The following is a 16795-nucleotide window of genomic DNA, read 5'->3' as shown; positions in this document are numbered from 1 at the left end:
CCTTCTTTGTTTGCGTTGCAGATCAGAGCTGGTTGCCAGCCTGAATGGTACGGCGGATCTTGTTGCTCAGCAGCGGCACTATGTTGTCGGCCAGTGCCTGGAAGCGGCCGAGATCCGGCTTGCAGTCGGAGGAGAAGTAACCCTCCTTGCGCAGTGTGTGGATCAGGGTGCTGAACAGCTTCTGGTCGAAGAACTCGGGGGCGTTGATGCCGTGCAAAGTGCCGAGGCGCTCTGCCATCATCAGGCCGTCCGCTTCCAGCTGCTCCGCCTCGATATGGGGCTGGGCCAGCACCCGGGTCAGCACGATGGCGTAGCGCTGCAGGGTCTCCTGAATGCTCTCCGCCAGCAGCAGCAGGCGCATCTGGTTGGCCGGGTTGACCCAGTAGCCGCCATCGCGCGCCTCGATCAGTTGCTGACGCTGCAGTTCGGCCAGCAGGGCCTCGACCAGCTCCGGCAGCTCATCTTCTTCGTAGCGCAGGAACAGCTCGGTCTTGAGCAGCGGATAGATGTCGATGCAGCGGGCCAGCAGCTCGCTGTGGGAGATCCCTTCGCAGCGCTCGATCAGGGCCGCTACCAGCGAGGGCATGGCGAACAGGTGGAGGATGTTGTTGCGGTAGTAGGTCAGCAGGATCGCCTGATAGCGGTCGAGACTGATGATCTGGCCCAGCTTGTCCTCACTCACCTCGAACTTGTTGAGCTCCATCGCCTGATCCAGCAGGGTGGCGGCATCTTCGGCCGGCATGGTGCTGTGCGGGCTGTAGGGCACCTGCTTGAGCAGATCAAGATAGGTGTTGAGCTGGGCCTGCAGTTCGTCGCGGGTCAGGGCGTGACGCTCGGCGGCCAGCAGTGCCAGTGCGCTCAGGGTCAGGCCATTGACCGCGGCAGCCCCGTTGATGCGGGTCATCAGCAGCTCGGCCAGCTCGTTGACGGTACCCGCCATCCACTCCGGACGCTCCTCTTCCCCGATGTGCTGTTTCCAGTCGGGAATATGCTCGCTCAGGTAGCTGTTGAGGGTCAGCGGTTCGCCGAAGTTGACGAAGCCGCGGCCGTAGTTGCGCAGCTTGCGCAGGATGCCGAGCACCTGCAGGAAGCTCTCCTTCTCCTTGCGGCTGCCCTTGAGCTCGTTGTGGTAGGTGTTCACCTCCATCACGTGCTCGTAACCGAGATAGACCGGCACCAGAGTGACCGGTCTGTCCAGCCCGCGCATCATCGCCTGCAGGGTCATCGCCAGCATGCCGGTCTTGGGTGGCAGCAGGCGGCCGGTACGGGAGCGGCCACCCTCGGTGAAGAACTCCACCGAGTAACCTTTGGCAAACAGCAGGTTGAGGTATTCACGAAATACCGTGCTGTAGAGCGGATTGCCCTTGAAGGTACGACGGATGAAGAAGGCGCCGCCGTGGCGGAAAATCGGGCCCGCCGGCCAGAAGTTGAGGTTGATGCCTGCCGCGATATGGGGCGGCACCATCCCCTGGTGGTAGATGACGTAGGAGAGCAGCAGGTAGTCCATGTGGCTGCGGTGGCAGGGGACGTAGACGATCTCATGCCCTTCCTGTGCCAGCTGGCGTACCTTCTCGGCGCCGTTGACGGAGAGCCCGCGGTAGAGCTTGTTCCACAGCCAGCCGAGGAAACTCTCGCCGAGACGGATCAGCCGATAGGAGAAGTCGGAGGCGATCTCGTCCATATAGCCGTGAGCCCGCTTTTTGGCTTTCTCGAGGCTGATCCCTTCGCGCTGGGCCTCCTCTTCAATCGCCTGCTGGATCACTTCGGAGTCGAGCAGCTGTTTGAACAGCAGGTGGCGGTTCGGCAGTTTCGGGCCGGTGGCGGCCAGCTGCTGGCGGCTGAAATGGGTACGAGCCACCCGCGCCAGTTTGTGGGCGATCCCTTCGTCGGTGCCGTGTTTGTCCGCCATATAGCGCAGGGAGAGCGGCGGCGAGAAGCGCACCAGATTCTCGCGACCCTTGAGGATCACGATGAGCGCTTTCTTCAGCCGGTTCGGCGCCAGACTGCTGATGATGTTCCAGCCGGAAGCCTCTTCGCCTTCCCGACCCGGCGCACGACCCCAGAACAGGGTGACGGGCACCACCTGGATATCGAGTTCGGGATCCTGCTTGTGCAGATCCAGCAGCTGGTGGAACTCCTGCAGGAAGGGGAGTGGTTTGCTACGTTTGCCAAACAGGGGAGGCGGACGATCCAGACAGACATAGCGCGGCAGCAGCTGGCCGTTAAGCTCCAGCGGGGTGAAGGGGCCGGGCAGACCGAGATCCTCACAGCATTGCTGCAGGGTCATCAGGTCAGTGATCGAACTGGTCTTCAGGGCGTAGACGATGGGTCTGGCCGGATCCAGATTGAGTTCTGTGATGGGATTTTCCGGCAGGCTCTTGTGATTGACCAAGCCGCTGACCGGCCATTGCAAGATGGCTCTGGAAATCTTCTGTCCTAGGGACATGTGCGTCTGCTCTCCAAAAAAATGCGGCGTGAGCATAGCAAATCGGCGGCCCCTTGTCGCCGAGAGGTACGATGAGTCAGCTGCGCAGGATCAAAACAGCGATAAATGAGCGGTTTGTCGCGACAAATGTCAGCTCTGCCTTGCCTTGGTCACTGCACTGTATATACTGCCAGTGTGCTGTATAAAAAGACAGGTGCCCATTCTATGAAACCCCTTACTCCCCGCCAGGCCGAAGTGCTGGAGTTGATCAAGGCGAATATGAGCGAAACCGGCATGCCGCCGACTCGCGCCGAGATTGCCCAGAAGCTTGGTTTCAAGTCGGCCAATGCGGCCGAAGAACATCTGAAGGCCCTGGCCAAAAAAGGGGTCATCGAGATCATGCCGGGCACGTCCCGCGGCATCCGCCTGCTGCTTGAAGAGGAGGAAGAGGTGCTGGAAGAGAGCGGCCTGCCCCTGATTGGCAAGGTGGCTGCCGGCGAACCTATCCTGGCGCAGGAGCATATCGAGAGCCACTATCAGGTGGATCCCGCCCTGTTCCATCCGCGGGCAGATTTTCTGCTGCGAGTGCAGGGGATGAGCATGAAGAACATCGGCATTCTGGATGGCGACCTGCTGGCGGTGCACAAGACTCAGGAGGTGCGCAACGGTCAGGTGGTGGTGGCTCGTCTCGATGAGGATGTCACCGTCAAGCGCTTCCAGCGCAAGGGCAGCCAGGTGTGGCTACTGCCGGAAAACGAAGAGCTCTCCCCCATCGAGGTGGATCTCTCCAGCCAGCACCTTACCATCGAGGGTCTGGCCGTTGGCGTGATCCGCAACGCCGACTGGATGTAATTATCCCTTTGCCATGAGACGGCCTCCTGCGGGAGGCCGTTTTGTTTTTTGCGCCTTTCCTGTTGGCCCTGCCACTCGCCTATTGCTACGAGACTCGACAGGCGTTCGACGAAGGGAGTGGCTGCCAATCATTCATTTCGGATATATGCTCAAATCAGGGTCTCGCCAATAAAGAGACTTCTTGCCATGCGTTGCCGGCCTGTGGCGGGTAATTGGGGCAAAGTCAGAACAAACGTGGACAATGCACCTTCACGGGATATGAAGGGAGAGGGGGCACCCCTGCCATGGGGCGTCACTCGTGGTATGGCAAGTCGCCGTGCTGCCGGCAGAGTCGGGCAGGCGAAACAGCATAACTTGTCGGTCAGGGAGGACTGGTTATGGCATCGAGATCTCCATGGGATACAGGGGTGAGGGAACTGGCACCGGTATCCTCCATCACCCGTTTTTTCAGAGGCAGCCGGTTGACCTGGTTTTACGGGCTCTGGCTGCACCACAAGGGCTCGCACTGGACGCTCTGGCTGGGTTGCCCGAAAGAGAAGGTGGTACAGCTGGTACTGCTGTTCAAGCGGAGCCGTGGTGTTGCCAAGTCGCAGGAAAACTGGTTGGCACCCGTGATCCCCATCAGTGCCAGAGCGCTCGGCAAAATGCTGCAGCAGAGGCGCATTAACCGCCCGTGAAGGGCATGGATGGCGCCAGAGACTCACAAAACCGGCTCGCTCAAGAGCCGGTTTTTGTTTTTGCGGTTGCTGCTTAATTGAACCAAACGGTCTGTTCCTGACAGAGCCGTGTACAAGGAGTCTCCAGTTCATGCCCTGCTGGGGTACAATCCCCACCTGTCTGGCTATCGATGCTGTGTGTACTGAACCGAAAGGGTCTCTTGTTATGATGAAGCTTCGCTATCCCCTGTTGTTTCTGCTGCTGACAGGCTGCCTGATCCTTGCCTTCTATCTCACCCAGCCAAAACGACCGGAGCATGCTGACTACTATCCGGTCGGGCGGGACATCAACAACTTCCAGCTGATCGATGCCGACAACAAGCCATTCACCCCGGCCAACTTGCTGGGCCACTGGACCTTTCTCTTCGTCGGTTACACCTTCTGCCCCGATATTTGCCCCACTACGCTGGCGGATATACGCTCCGTCTACGATCAGCTGAAGAAGCTGGCGCCGACTACTCAGGTGGTCTTTGTTTCGGCGGATCCCCAGCGCGATGATCCGGCCCGTCTCAAAACCTATACCGCCTTCTTCAACCCCGAGTTCAAGGCTGCGACGGCGCCCCACGACAAGCTGTTCCCGTTCGTGCGCAATCTGGGGCTGGTCTACTCCATCGCCAAGGAGGGGGAGAAGGATTACCTGATCGATCACTCTGCCTCCATCGTCCTCATCAACCCCAAGGGCAAGTTGCAGGGGGTATTTAGGCCCAAGGTGGAGCGCGGCCAGGTACCGCTGGTGCAGATGGATAGCATGCTCTCCGACTTCTCCCGCATCCTGAAGCTGACAGGTCACTGAGAGTGACGCACTCTGTTGCTCCCTGGTGGCGAGATCCCTCTCGCCACCGCGCCGTCTTTGCCCTCGCCCTGCCGATGGTCTTCTCCAATATCACCACCCCCCTGCTGGGTCTGGTGGACACCTGGGTGATCGGTCATCTCGGGCAGGCCTGGTTTCTCGGGGGCGTCTCGGTCGGGGCGACCCTCATCAATCTCATCTTCTGGCTGCTCGGCTTTCTGCGAATGTCCACCACCGGACTGACGGCGCAGGCGCACGGCGCCGCCGACGGGCGGGCCCAGCTCGATACCTTGCTGCGCGGGTTGGGGCTGGCTGTTGCCCTCGGGCTGGCTCTGATTCTTTTGCTGTTTCCCCTGTTGCCACGGCTGATTGCCCTGAGCGGCGGCTCGCCCGAGGTGCAGCTCTATGCTGGCCAGTACGTGGCGGTCCGGATCTGGAGCGCTCCGGCGGCGCTCTGCAATCTGGTGATCATGGGTTGGCTGCTGGGGATGCAGGATGCCCGCAGCCCCATGGTGATGCTGATCCTCACCAATCTGGTCAACATGGCGCTCGATGCGTTGTTTGTGCTGGGGCTCGGCTGGCAGGTGCGCGGTGTAGCGGCGGCCTCGGTGCTGGCCGATTACTGCGCACTGGGGGGCGGCATCTGGCTGGTATCTCGTCAGCTGCGGCAATTGGCGCCGACGGTGTGGCAGGATGGCTGGCAGCGCTGGCGCCAACTTGCTCCCATGGTGCGGCTGCTTGGCCTCAACCGCGATATCTTCCTGCGCTCCTTATCCCTGCAGCTCTGTTTTGCCTTTATGACTCTGCAAGGTGCCCGACTGGGCGATGTGGCGGTGGCGGCCAATGCGGTGCTGCTCAACTTCCTGATGCTTATCTCCTACGGGCTCGATGGCTTCGCCTATGCCGTCGAGGCCATGGTCGGGCGGGCCATCGGCTTGCGGGATCGGCACCGGCTGCGGGAGGCCATCCTGCTCAATCTGGGCTGGGCGGCCCTCATTGCCAGTGGTTTTACTCTGGTATTTGCCCTCTTCGGTAGCCACCTTATCGGCTACATCACCGATATTCCGGTAGTCGTGGCAGAGGCAACCCGCCACCTGCCCTGGCTGGTAGTGATGCCCTTGCTGGCGGTCTGGTGTTTCCTGCTGGATGGTGTCTTTATCGGGGCGACCCGGGCGAAGGAGATGCGCAACAGCATGCTGCTGGCGGCGTTTGGCGGTTTCTTCCCGATCTGGTGGCTCTGTCAGTCGTGGGGTGTTGCGGCACTGTGGGCTGCGATGGCCGCGCTGATGGTTGGCCGTGGCTTGTCGCTCGGGATCAGCTGCTGGCGACTGGAGCGAAGCGGGCGCCTGCTGGACGCCCGCCACTGATCATCGGTGGCGCTTACATGGCGCCGGGATAACCGAGCTGGCGCCAGCTCTCGTAGACAAAGACCGAAACCGCATTGGAGAGGTTCATGCTGCGGCTCTGGGGCAGCATGGGGATGCGTACCCGCTGCTCGAATGGCAGGCTCTCGATAATCTCGATGGGCAGACCGCGGCTCTCCGGCCCGAACAGCAGGGCGTCGCCGAGAGCAAACTGCACGGCCGAGTGCGCGGTGCGTCCCTTGGTGGTGCAGGCAAATACCCGCTTGGGCGCCACTTCTGCCAGAAAGGCGTCATAGTTCGGCCAGCGCTTCACCTCGGCAAACTCGTGATAGTCGAGTCCCGCCCGCTTTACCCGCTTGTCATCCCACTCAAATCCCAGTGGCTCGATGAGATGGAGCCGGTATCCGGTGTTGGCACAAAGCCGGATGATATTGCCGGTATTGGGCGGAATTTCCGGCTGGTAGAGGACGATATCGAGCATGACGAGCTCCTGCAAAGAGATGTAAAGGCAAGAAGGGGCGCCAGCATACCCAGCGCCCGTGCCGATGAAAAGGGTCAGGCGACCGGTAGTTTGATGGTGACGGTGAGGCCGGTCGGGTGGTTGTTGCTGGCGGCAATGGTGCCGCCATGGCGCTGGATCGCCTCCGCCGCGATGGCCAGCCCCAGCCCGGTGCCGCCGGTCTTGGCATTGCGGGCATCATCGACCCGGAAGAAGGGCTGGAACAGCAGCGGCTGCTGCTCGTCAGGTACACCGGGCCCGTCATCCCGAATGGTCATCACCCACTCCTTGCCATCCCGATACCACTCCACCTTGATGAACTCGCGGGCATATTTGAGGGCGTTGCGCAGCGGGTTCTCGATGGCACGCGAGAGCAGCTCCGGCCACATCTGGATCGACTCGGTCGGCAGTTGCGGCAGCCTGAGCTGTTTGCCGCTCTGGTTCGCCTCGAACATGGCATCTTCGAGCATGGGTTCCAGCAGGTCGGCCAGCGGCTGCACGACGGGGGCCTCCACATGCTGCTGTACCCGCGACAGGTCGAGCAGGTCACCGATCAGCTTGTCCAGTCGGCCTATCTCCGATTCGATCCGGGCCAGCTCGGCGCTATCGCCCTGCTTGCGGCGGATCAGCGCCTGCGCCAGCTGCATCCGGGTTAAGGGGCTGCGCAGCTCGTGAGAGATGTCTGAGAGCAGCTGTTTCTGCTTCTGGATCATGCTCTTGAGCGTATCCACCATGCGGCTGACATGGTCGGCCAGCTGGCCGATCTCGTCGCGGCGGCCGAGATTGGGGATCTGCACTTCAAGGTTGCCGGCTGCCAGCTGGGAGACCGATTTTTGCAACTGCAGGATCGGGCGGGTCAGTCGCCAGGCGAGCAGCAGACAGAGCGGCGTGCTGATCAGCATGGCCACCCCGAGAATGCGAATCGGGTGATCCAGCACCTGAATGAACAGGAACAGGTAGGGGTTTTCGGCATTGAGCCCGAAATAGACGTGGTAGCTGTGGCCGTGATGCTGCATCAGAAAGGGGCCGGCGATCGCCTTGCGGTGCTCGTTGCGCAGCATGGGTTTGCCCGGGTCATCGGCATCCACCATAAAGCGCACCACGAACTTGCGGGGATGGGTGGTTGACTGGATCTGCCCCTTCTCGTCGCGGATATAGACGTTGTCCACCGGCAGCATGGCGATCTTGTCCATCGCCTTGGCCAGATCGAAATCCTGATCCGGGTCGGCGGCATTGAGTAGCGCCTGCACATTGTTCTGCATCCGCGCCACCTCGTGGGTGGGCAGCGGGATCTGGTTGCGGGGATCGAGCGTCGGCAGGCTGATCACTGCCGCGAGGATCACCAGCAACATAAACCAGAACCAGAGGAAGATGTGGGTCGAGATCCCGTTGAGGGAGGTGCCCCCCTTTATTCTTGCTCTAGCCACAGATAGCCGCGCCCCCGTACGGTTTTGAAGCGGGGCTGGCCATCGACGCGCTCCGGCAGCTTCTTGCGCAGGTTGCTCAGGTGCATGTCGATGGCGCGATCGAAGGGTTCCAGCTTCTTGCCGAGCACCTGCTCGGAGAGGTGGCTTTTGCTGACGATCTGGCCGGGATTGCGCAGCAGGCACTCCAGCAGACCGAACTCGGTGGCGGTCAGCTCCAGCAGCTGCTCGCCGCAGCGTGCCTGCTGCAGGCCGGGTTGCAGCACTATGTCCATAAAGCTGACTTCGTCGGAGGAGTTGCCGCGCTGGGGTGGGGCGCTCTGGGTACGGCGCAGGATGGCACGCACCCGGGCCAGCAGCTCCCGATCATCGAACGGTTTGGCCAGATAGTCGTCGGCCCCCGCCTCAAGACCGTTGACCCGATCCTGGCTGTCGCCACGGGCGGTCAGCATCAGTACCGGTGTTTCATGGGTTTTGCGCAGCTTGGCCAGCATGGCGAAGCCGTTGAGCTTGGGCATCATCACATCGAGCAGTACCAGATTGAAGCTCTGCTCTGCCAGTCGTTGCAGCCCCTCTTCACCATCCTCGGCGACCGTGACCTGAAATCCCTCCAGGGTCAGAATTTCGGTGAGCAACTGGGTCAATTCAAGATCGTCGTCGACCAGGAGTATTCTGTTCATCGGGTGTTATTCCGCAGATTTTCGCGCCAAACTGACGCCGGGGTCAGGGTATAATAAGTTTTTCATCGCCAGAGGAAAGCCGGTTTTGAGCCATCAACAATATTCCCGTTGGGTTACCTTTGCCAGCATGGCGGCCGTCACGACCGCCACCCTGCTCATCATCGGCAAACTGATCGCCTGGCTGATGACAGATTCATCAACCTTGCTGGCATCCCTGACTGACTCCTTTATGGATGTGAGCGCCTCCATCATCAACCTGCTGGCCATCCGTTATGCGCTGGCCCCTGCCGATGACGAGCACCGCTTCGGTCACGGCAAGGCCGAGTCGCTGGCCGGACTCATCCAGTCGGCCTTTATCTCGGGTTCCGCTTTGCTGCTGGTGATGCACGGCATCTCGTCGCTGCTCAAGCAGGCACCCATCGAGCGGCTGGAGGCGGGCCTCTGGGTCAGTGGTGGCTCCATCGTGCTGACCCTGCTGCTGGTCAGCTTCCAGAGCTTTGTCATTCGCAAGACCAACAGCGTCGCCATCAAGGCCGACATGCTGCACTACCGCTCTGATCTGCTGCTCAACGCCGGGGTGCTGCTGGCGCTGGTGTTGGCGGGGCAGGGGTGGTACTGGGCCGACGGCCTGTTTGCCATCCTGATCGGTCTGTTCCTGCTGTGGGGTGCGTTGCATATTGGTTACGAATCGGTGCAGGCGCTGCTCGATCGTCAGTTGCCAGCCGAAGAACAAGCGAGAATAATGGCCCTCTGCTGCGCCGTCGAAGGGGTTCACGGCGTCCACGATCTGCGCACCCGCCAGTCGGGGCCGACCCGCTTTGTGCAGCTGCACCTGGAGCTGGATGACCAGATCCCTCTGGTCAAGGCCCATCAAATCGCCGATGAAGCCGAGCTGGCCGTGCGCCAGGCTTTCGAGCGAATGGACGTTATTATCCACATGGACCCCATCTCGGTGCTGACAAAAGAACAACAGAGTCCTCACCCTGAACAACAGTAGGCTGCAACATGGATGATCTGGTTGCCAAAACCTGGCAGAAAATTCAGCAAGAAGCACAGTGCATGGCGGCCCAGGAGCCGATGCTGGCCAGCTTCTTCCACTCCACCATTCTCAATCACAAAAATTTGCGCTCGGCCCTCAGCTTCCAGCTGGCCAACAAGCTCGACAGCGCCACCATGCCCGCCATCGCCCTGCGCGAGGTGATCGAGCTGGCGCTGCGTAGCGAGCCGGAGCTGCTGACCGTGGTTGCCGCCGACATCTGTGCCGTACAGGATCGCGATCCGGCGGTTGACCTCTTCTCCACTCCGCTGCTCTACCTCAAGGGGTTCCATGCTCTGCAGGGCTATCGGGTCGCCAACTGGCTGTGGCGTCAGGGGCGCCGCTCGCTGGCGCTCTACCTGCAGAACCAGATCTCGGTGGTATTCGGGGTCGATGTGCATCCGGCCGCCCGCATCGGCAAGGGGATCATGTTTGACCACGCCACCGGCATAGTGGTGGGCGAGACAGCGGTGATTGAAGATGACGTCTCGATCCTGCAGAGCGTGACCCTCGGTGGTACCGGCAAGGAGAGTGGCGATCGTCATCCCAAGATCCGCGAAGGGGTGATGATAGGGGCGGGCGCCAAGGTGCTCGGCAATATCGAAGTGGGCATGGGCGCCAAGATTGGTGCCGGCAGTGTGGTGATCAATCCGGTGCCACCCCATACCACAGTCGCGGGCGTACCAGCCAAGATCGTCGGCCGTCCGGAGTGCGACAAGCCTTCACTGGATATGGATCAGTGCCTCTGATCTCCCGGCCGGAGTAGTCGATGGCCAAACGCTGGTCGGGTTATCTGATCCTGGGGATGTGGCTGCTCAACCTGCTGCATCTCTATCTGGGGTTCTCTCCCTGGCCGGCGGCCATCGCGGCTTGGGCTGCTTCTCTGCTCACCTGGCCATGGCTGGCCGGCGCCGCCAGACGGCAGGCGCTGGCACTTTACGGTGCTGCGTTTGTGCTGTTGCTCTTCTCCTGGTGGCGGGGGGCCAGCTTCAGTGCCGATGCCTGGCTGCTGCCCAACATCAATATGCTCACCATGTTTGCTGCGGTGAGCACCCTCAATCTCGCTACCTCGGGTCTCTTGACCGGTACTACCTCATGGCAAGGGCGCAAGGGGCTGTGGAGCACCATGGCCAGTCTCAATCTGCTGGGGGCCGTCATCAACCTCTCGGTGCTTTTTATCATCGGGGAGCGGCTGGAACGTAACGGTACCCTTGAGCGACGTCAGGTGCTGGTGCTGAGCCGCATCTTCTGTGTCGCCGCTTTCTGGTCCCCCTTCTTTGTCGCCATGGCGGTGGCACTCACTTACGCACCGGGTCTCAAGCTGTCGAACATCTTGCCGTTTGGCGTGGTGGCGACCCTGCTGGCAATGACGATAACGGCCTGGCAGGTGGAGCGGGTCGGGGTGGCGGATTTTGCCGGCTATCCACTGCGGCTACAGACCCTGGGGCTGCCGATCACCCTGGCCGGGCTGGTGCTGCTCATCAAGCAGATCTGGCCAGATCTCGGCATCATGGCCGTTATCGCTCTGGTAGCACCCTTGCTGGCGCTGCTGTTTATGCCGCATACCGGCCGCAAGGCCGCGCTCAAAAGGCAGGTGGTGGAGCGTTTTCCTGCCATCGGTGGTCAACTGGTGCTGTTTCTGGGGGCTGGCCTGCTGGCAGCCGGCATCAACAGCGCCGTGTCGGTCATCGATCTCGGTGGCGGGCACGGTTTGCCGCTGTTCAACCACTTCGGCTGGCTGGAGGCATCTCTCGCACTCTTGCTGATCCTGCTGGTCGCCATAGTCGGGGTACACCCGCTCATCAGTATCTCCGGACTGGCGCCGCTGCTCTGGCCTCTGTCACCGGATCCCAGCCTGCTCGGCATGTGTTTTCTGCTGGGGTGGGGGATTGCCACGGGCACCAGCCCGCTCTCCGGATCCAATCTGGCGCTGGCCTCCCGTTACAACCTGAGTGCTGCCGCCATCTTGCGTGGCAACCTGCTCTATGGCCTGCTGATGTACGGGGTTGGCTGCCTGCTGATGGGGGGCTATATCGCTCTTCACCGGTGAGCTGCGCGGGATGCGAGAAAAATAGACGCATATTTAGACAATACCTCTGTGGAAGAGGCATTTTGCAGCGCACTGGCTTGTTTGTGCCGATAGGCTCGGGGTATGCTGGCTCCACGCGCTTGAATCGCCCTCTGTGGGGCATCGCAATTGAACAAACAGGTATGCATATGTCACTAGAAGTCCTTGAGCAACTCGAATCCAAAGTACAATCCGCCGTCGACAACATCTCCCTGCTGAAGATGGAACTGGACGATCTGAAAGAGCAGAACACCAAGCTGCAAGACGAGAACCATCAGCTGCGCAACGAGCACGCTGCATGGCAGGAGCGTCTGCGTGCCCTGCTGGGCAAGATGGATCAGATGGGCGAAAGCATCTGATCGGTCGCTATCCGCGAGAATTGAAAACGGGCCGCTCCATGAGCGGCCCGTTTGCTTTGGTCAGCCGGGCAATCAGAGTGCCAGCAGCTGTTTGACGGTTTTCTCGATGCCGTCTGCCGCTTCTACGATATTGCTGGCCAGCATGTAGGCGGGGGTGGAGATCACCTTGCGCTCCTGATCCACCACGAACTCGTTGACCGGACAGTTGAGGTGGCTGCCACCCATCGCTTCGATGGCGTTGGCGGTGCCTTCGTCATGGCCTATGGTGGCCAGGGTGCCGGCGCCGTAGATGAGCGGGATCATGGCCGGAGCGATGCAGATGTAGGCGGCCGGTTTGTTGGCATTGGCAAAGCTCTGGCACGCCTTCAGCACGTCAGGCTGGATTTGGCACTCCGCCCCCTTGATGGCGAAGTCGCACAGGTTCTTGGCTGCGCCAAAGCCACCGGGTACCAGCAGGGCGTCATAATCGGCCGCATCCAGCTCGGCCACATCCTTTATCTGGCCACGGCAGATACGCGCTGCTTCGACCAGCACGTTGCGGCTCTCCCCCTCGCTTACTTGACCGGTCAGATGGTTGATCACATGGAGCTGCGTGACGTTCGGAGCGAAGCACTGCACGGCAGCACCCTGGCGTGCCAGTGCCAGCAAGCTGATGACGGCCTCGTGGATTTCTGCCCCGTCAAAGACGCCGCAGCCACTCAAAATCACGGCCACTTTTTTCATGGCAAACTCCTTGTTGTTGAAAATGTGAGCCAAGATGGATTGTTGTACTTTTGTATGGTTATCGCTCGTCATCCGCTGGTCAAGTCATCTTGCTGTGCTAGGATTGTTTCGTTTCGGATCCTGCCGTACCTACTCCCTTAAATTTTTTTCCACATTGATCGAGATCATTCTCATGGTCTAGCGATCGGTTTTTGTGATCTCAATATATTGTTATATATGTATTTTTTGTTTTTTATCCACAGCGTTGTCACTGTGGTTTTTCCGCGACTCCATTTTTGAGCACAGAGTTATCCACAGAACTGAGGCTTGTGTGGCTCTTTCTGCCGGCTCTCTGCCCCCCTTGGTGTGAGGGGGCCCCTGTGGCATCCTAGCGGCTGTTTATCTCTGGCAGGACGATTTCATGGCCCCTAGCAATCCCCTTATTCTGGTCGACGGCTCCTCTTATCTTTACCGCGCCTTCTTTGCCTCCCAGCAGGCTGATTTGCGCACCTCGACCGGTTTGCCGAGCGGCGCCGTCCGTGTCATGGCCAACATGATGCGCAGCCTGCGCAAGCAGTATCCCGACTGCCATGTGGCCGTGGTGTTCGATGCCAAGGGCAAAACCTTCCGCGACGACATCTATCCCGAATACAAGGCCAACCGGGCCAGCATGCCGGACGATCTGTGCAGCCAGGTTGCCCCCATCCATCAGATGATCAAGGCGATGGGTTTCCCCTTCCTGATGGTGGAAGGGGTAGAAGCGGACGATGTGATCGGCACTCTGGCCCGTCAGGCGACCGAGAAGCAGCTGCCGGTACTGATCAGTACCGGTGACAAGGACATGGCGCAGCTGGTCTCCGACCATGTCACCCTGATCGACACCATGAAGGACGTGAAGACCGATCGGGAAGGGGTGATCGAGAAGTTCGGCGTACCGCCCGAGCTCATCATCGACTATCTGGCCCTGATGGGGGACAAGGTCGACAACATCCCCGGCATGACCGGCGTTGGCGAGAAGACCGCACTGGCATTGCTGCAGGGGATCGGCAGTATCGACGAGATCGCCGCCAACCTCGACAAGGTGGCTGCGCTCGGTTTCCGTGGCTCCAAGGCGTTCGCCGACAAGTTCCGTGAACAGGAAGAGCAGGTGCGCCTCTCCTATGTGCTGGCCACCATCAAGACCGACGTGGCGCTGGAGCAGAGTCTGGAAGAGCTGCAGCTCGGCCCCATCGACAAGGAGGCTCTGCTGGCGGTCTATCGCGAGTACGAGCTGCGCAACCTGATCAAAGAGCTGGAATCCGGCGGCGCTGATGAGAGCGAAGCCGAAGGTGATGATGAAGGTGCCGCCCCGGTAGCCGCCATCGAGACCGACTATCTCTGCATTCTGGACGAGGCCGAATTCGACGACTGGCTGGCCCGTCTGCAGGCGGCTCCGCTGTTTGCCTTCGACACCGAGACCACCAGTCTCGACTATATGGAAGCGCGGGTCGTTGGCGTCTCCTTTGCCATCGAGCCGGGCAAGGCGGCCTACGTCCCCTTCGGCCACGACTATCTGGGGGCGCCAGTGCAGCTGACCGAGGCCGTGGTACTCGGCAAGCTCAAGCCGCTGCTGGAAGATCCAGCCCGCCTCAAGGTGGGGCAGAACCTCAAGTACGACCGCAACGTGCTGCTCAATCACGGTATCGAGCTGCAGGGTATCGCCTACGACACCATGCTCGAGTCCTATGTGCTCAACTCCACTGCCAGCCGTCACGACATGGATTCACTGGCTCGCAAGTATCTGAACGCCGAGACCATCTCGTTCGAGGACATCGCCGGCAAGGGGGTCAAGCAGCTCACCTTCAACCAGATCGAGCTTGAGCAGGCGGCTCCTTACGCAGCGGAAGATGCCGACATCACCCTGCGTCTGCATCAGGCGCTGTGGGGCAAGCTCTCTACCGAGCCGGGCCTCGCCAAAGTATTCAGTGAGATCGAATTGCCCCTGTTGCCGGTTCTGGCGCGAATGGAGCGACTCGGTACCACTATCGAACCCAAGCTGCTGCATCAGCAGAGTCAGGAGATCGAAGTGCGTCTGGCAGAGCTGGAGAAACAGGCTCACGAGCTGGCCGGGCAGGAGTTCAACCTCTCCTCGCCCAAGCAACTGGGGGAGATCCTCTTCACCAAGCTGGGGCTGCCGATCATCAAAAAGACCCCCAAGGGTGCGCCATCCACTGCGGAAGAGGTGCTGGCCGAGCTTGCTGAGACCTATGAGCTGCCGCGCCTCCTGATGGAGCACCGTGGGTTGGCCAAGCTCAAGTCCACCTACACTGACAAGCTGCCGCTGATGATCAAGCCGCAGACCGGACGGGTACACACCTCCTATCATCAGGCAGTGGCGGCAACCGGTCGACTCTCCTCCACCGATCCCAACCTGCAGAACATTCCGGTACGCAACGAACAGGGGCGCCGGATCCGTCAGGCCTTTATCCCGTGCGCCGGTTACAAGCTGGTGGCGGCAGACTACTCCCAGATCGAGTTGCGCATCATGGCGCATCTCTCTGGCGACAAGGGTCTGCTGACTGCCTTCGCCGAGGGTAAGGACATCCACAAGGCGACCGCCGCCGAGGTGTTTGGTGTAGCGCTTGATGCGGTGACCAGTGACATGCGCCGCAGCGCCAAGGCGATCAACTTTGGCCTCATCTACGGTATGAGCGCCTTTGGTCTGGCCAAGCAGCTGGGGATCGGTCGCGCCGAAGCGCAGAAGTACATGGATCTCTACTTCGAACGCTACCCGGGCGTGCTGGAGTACATGGAGCGCACCCGCCAGCAGGCGGAAGCCCAGGGGTATGTCGAGACCCTGTTTGGCCGTCGTTTATATCTGCCGGATATCAAGTCCCGCAACGCCGGTCTGCGCAAGGCTGCCGAACGGGCCGCCATCAACGCGCCCATGCAGGGTACGGCTGCCGACATCATCAAGCGCGCCATGATCAACGTGGACAGCTGGATCCGCGGGATTGAAGATGAGTCGATCCGTATGCTGATGCAGGTACACGATGAACTGGTGTTCGAGATCAGCGAAGAGAAGCTGGAGGAGTACATCGCCATCATCAAGGATAAGATGTCTGCCGCAGCCGAACTGGATGTGCCGCTGGTGGTGGAGGCGGGCACCGGCGACAACTGGGATCAGGCCCACTGATCTCCGGTCAGCCGTTTTGCACTGCTATATAGCTATATAAGAAGCGAAGCCCGGCATCATGCCGGGCTTCCTGTTTCTGGCAGCTCTATCAGGTCTCTTGCAGATACTCATCCTTGAGCAGGACATAGTTGTCGGCCGAGGTTTTGAGGAAGGCGACCTCGGCGGGTTTGAGCGGACGAGCCTGTTTGACGGGATTACCTATATATAGAAAGCCTGATTCGAGTCGCTTGCCCGGCGGCACCAGACTGCCGGCTCCGATCATCACATCATCTTCGACCACGACGCCATCAAGCAGAATAGCACCCATGCCGACCAATACCCGGTTGCCGATGGTGCAGCCGTGCAGCATCGCCTTATGGCCGACTGTGACATCTTCACCGATCAGCAGTGGATAGCCGGCCGGATTGCTGGCGCTCTTGCGAGTCAGGTGCAGTACGGTGCCGTCCTGAATATTGCTGCGGGCGCCGATACGGATATGGTTCACATCCCCCCGTGCCGCCACCATGGGCCAGATGCTGGCATCGTCACCCAGCTCGATATCGCCCACCAGGGTGGCGCAGGGGTCTACATATACTCGCTTGCCCAGTTGTGGGCGTTTTCCTTTGTAGGGTCTCAGTCGCAAGTCCATCTTGGCCTCCTTGTTTTCGGCCATTCTAACAACCTGAAGGCTGTTTCTGTGGATAAGTTTGTATAAAAGCTGTGGTT

General features: G+C 60.4%; 15 protein-coding genes. 9 read left to right on the top strand and 6 right to left on the bottom strand.

The window, feature by feature from the left end; translation table 11 throughout:
- Positions 1-22: 22 nt before the first annotated feature.
- Positions 23-2446 (bottom strand): glycerol-3-phosphate 1-O-acyltransferase PlsB, encoded by a 2424-nt coding sequence (gene plsB / locus AAHA39_RS19680; protein WP_201931708.1) that lies wholly within the window; start codon positions 2444-2446, stop codon positions 23-25.
- 204 nt (positions 2447-2650) lie between these two features.
- Here plsB and lexA point away from each other — a divergent pair, with 204 nt between their 5' ends.
- The 4 genes from lexA (at position 2651) to dinF (ending at position 6150) form a co-directional block, all read left to right on the top strand.
- On the top strand, positions 2651-3277 hold the full coding sequence (gene lexA / locus AAHA39_RS19675) for a transcriptional repressor LexA (RefSeq protein ID WP_033113613.1): 627 nt from the start codon (positions 2651-2653) through the stop codon (positions 3275-3277).
- Positions 3278-3738: 461 nt separating this feature from the next.
- Positions 3739-3954, top strand: coding sequence for a hypothetical protein (locus tag AAHA39_RS19670; protein WP_320657164.1), 216 nt, complete (start codon positions 3739-3741; stop codon positions 3952-3954).
- A 205-nt stretch (positions 3955-4159) separates the two neighbouring features.
- The gene (locus tag AAHA39_RS19665; protein ID WP_043851866.1) at positions 4160-4786 is read left to right on the top strand and encodes an SCO family protein; all 627 of its coding nucleotides are present in this window, start codon (positions 4160-4162) and stop codon (positions 4784-4786) included.
- A gap of 2 nt (positions 4787-4788) precedes the next feature.
- Positions 4789-6150, top strand: a complete 1362-nt coding sequence (gene dinF / locus AAHA39_RS19660) for an MATE family efflux transporter DinF (protein ID WP_320657165.1) — start codon at positions 4789-4791, stop codon at positions 6148-6150.
- Positions 6151-6163: 13 nt separating this feature from the next.
- On the opposite strand, the gene trmL is transcribed toward dinF, so the two are convergent.
- The 3 genes from trmL to AAHA39_RS19645 all read right to left on the bottom strand — a co-directional run bounded on the left by trmL (position 6164) and on the right by AAHA39_RS19645 (position 8750).
- Entirely contained in the window at positions 6164-6628 is a 465-nt protein-coding gene (gene trmL, locus AAHA39_RS19655; protein ID WP_216976544.1) for a tRNA (uridine(34)/cytosine(34)/5-carboxymethylaminomethyluridine(34)-2'-O)-methyltransferase TrmL, read from the bottom strand.
- A gap of 74 nt (positions 6629-6702) precedes the next feature.
- On the bottom strand, positions 6703-8073 hold the full coding sequence (locus AAHA39_RS19650) for an ATP-binding protein (RefSeq protein ID WP_252353653.1): 1371 nt from the start codon (positions 8071-8073) through the stop codon (positions 6703-6705).
- Complete coding sequence (locus tag AAHA39_RS19645) at positions 8055-8750, bottom strand: response regulator (protein WP_042030400.1); 696 nt, start codon at positions 8748-8750, stop codon at positions 8055-8057. Before AAHA39_RS19645 ends, AAHA39_RS19650 begins: the two co-directional genes overlap by 19 nt.
- A gap of 85 nt (positions 8751-8835) precedes the next feature.
- Between AAHA39_RS19645 and fieF the strand changes: the two genes are divergently transcribed.
- The 4 genes from fieF (at position 8836) to AAHA39_RS19625 (ending at position 12213) form a co-directional block, all read left to right on the top strand.
- Entirely contained in the window at positions 8836-9747 is a 912-nt protein-coding gene (gene fieF, locus AAHA39_RS19640) for a cation efflux pump FieF (protein WP_041210793.1), read from the top strand.
- Positions 9748-9755: 8 nt separating this feature from the next.
- On the top strand, positions 9756-10535 hold the full coding sequence (cysE, locus tag AAHA39_RS19635) for a serine O-acetyltransferase (protein WP_033113620.1): 780 nt from the start codon (positions 9756-9758) through the stop codon (positions 10533-10535).
- A gap of 20 nt (positions 10536-10555) precedes the next feature.
- Positions 10556-11836, top strand: a complete 1281-nt coding sequence (locus AAHA39_RS19630) for a hypothetical protein (RefSeq protein ID WP_320657166.1) — start codon at positions 10556-10558, stop codon at positions 11834-11836.
- Positions 11837-12003: 167 nt separating this feature from the next.
- Positions 12004-12213 carry a cell division protein ZapB gene (locus AAHA39_RS19625; RefSeq protein ID WP_033113622.1) on the top strand — a complete coding sequence of 70 codons (210 nt, stop codon included), beginning with the start codon at positions 12004-12006 and terminating at the stop codon, positions 12211-12213.
- A 72-nt stretch (positions 12214-12285) separates the two neighbouring features.
- Here AAHA39_RS19625 and elbB read toward each other — a convergent pair whose 3' ends face one another.
- A complete protein-coding gene (gene elbB / locus AAHA39_RS19620) occupies positions 12286-12936 on the bottom strand; it encodes an isoprenoid biosynthesis glyoxalase ElbB (RefSeq protein ID WP_236764107.1) in 651 nt (216 codons plus the stop codon).
- 400 nt (positions 12937-13336) lie between these two features.
- Here elbB and polA point away from each other — a divergent pair, with 400 nt between their 5' ends.
- Positions 13337-16090, top strand: a complete 2754-nt coding sequence (gene polA, locus AAHA39_RS19615) for a DNA polymerase I (protein ID WP_320657167.1) — start codon at positions 13337-13339, stop codon at positions 16088-16090.
- A gap of 88 nt (positions 16091-16178) precedes the next feature.
- Here the strand turns inward: polA and AAHA39_RS19610 are convergent, their stop codons facing one another.
- Positions 16179-16718 carry a gamma carbonic anhydrase family protein gene (locus tag AAHA39_RS19610; RefSeq protein WP_320657168.1) on the bottom strand — a complete coding sequence of 180 codons (540 nt, stop codon included), beginning with the start codon at positions 16716-16718 and terminating at the stop codon, positions 16179-16181.
- Positions 16719-16795 lie beyond the last annotated feature (77 nt).

The sequence above is a fragment of the Aeromonas sp. SE22 genome, assembly GCF_038739755.1.
GTDB classification, from domain to species: Bacteria; Pseudomonadota; Gammaproteobacteria; order Enterobacterales; family Aeromonadaceae; genus Aeromonas; species Aeromonas jandaei.
The sequence above is the reverse complement of the archived record's forward strand: the minus strand, read 5'-3'. Positions and strand labels throughout refer to the sequence as shown.

Bases quoted from the DNA above. Each gene is read 5' to 3' on its own strand.
- cysE (WP_033113620.1), top strand. From the start codon at position 9,756: ATGGATGATCTGGTTGCCAAAACCTGGCAGAAAATTCAGCAAGAAGCA.
- polA (WP_320657167.1), top strand. From the start codon at position 13,337: ATGGCCCCTAGCAATCCCCTTATTCTGGTCGACGGCTCCTCTTATCTT.
- AAHA39_RS19630 (WP_320657166.1), top strand. From the start codon at position 10,556: ATGGCCAAACGCTGGTCGGGTTATCTGATCCTGGGGATGTGGCTGCTC.
- AAHA39_RS19610 (WP_320657168.1), bottom strand. From the start codon at position 16,718: ATGGACTTGCGACTGAGACCCTACAAAGGAAAACGCCCACAACTGGGC.
- AAHA39_RS19645 (WP_042030400.1), bottom strand. From the start codon at position 8,750: ATGAACAGAATACTCCTGGTCGACGACGATCTTGAATTGACCCAGTTG.
- trmL (WP_216976544.1), bottom strand. From the start codon at position 6,628: ATGCTCGATATCGTCCTCTACCAGCCGGAAATTCCGCCCAATACCGGC.
- lexA (WP_033113613.1), top strand. From the start codon at position 2,651: ATGAAACCCCTTACTCCCCGCCAGGCCGAAGTGCTGGAGTTGATCAAG.
- AAHA39_RS19625 (WP_033113622.1), top strand. From the start codon at position 12,004: ATGTCACTAGAAGTCCTTGAGCAACTCGAATCCAAAGTACAATCCGCC.
- AAHA39_RS19665 (WP_043851866.1), top strand. From the start codon at position 4,160: ATGATGAAGCTTCGCTATCCCCTGTTGTTTCTGCTGCTGACAGGCTGC.
- elbB (WP_236764107.1), bottom strand. From the start codon at position 12,936: ATGAAAAAAGTGGCCGTGATTTTGAGTGGCTGCGGCGTCTTTGACGGG.
- plsB (WP_201931708.1), bottom strand. From the start codon at position 2,446: ATGTCCCTAGGACAGAAGATTTCCAGAGCCATCTTGCAATGGCCGGTC.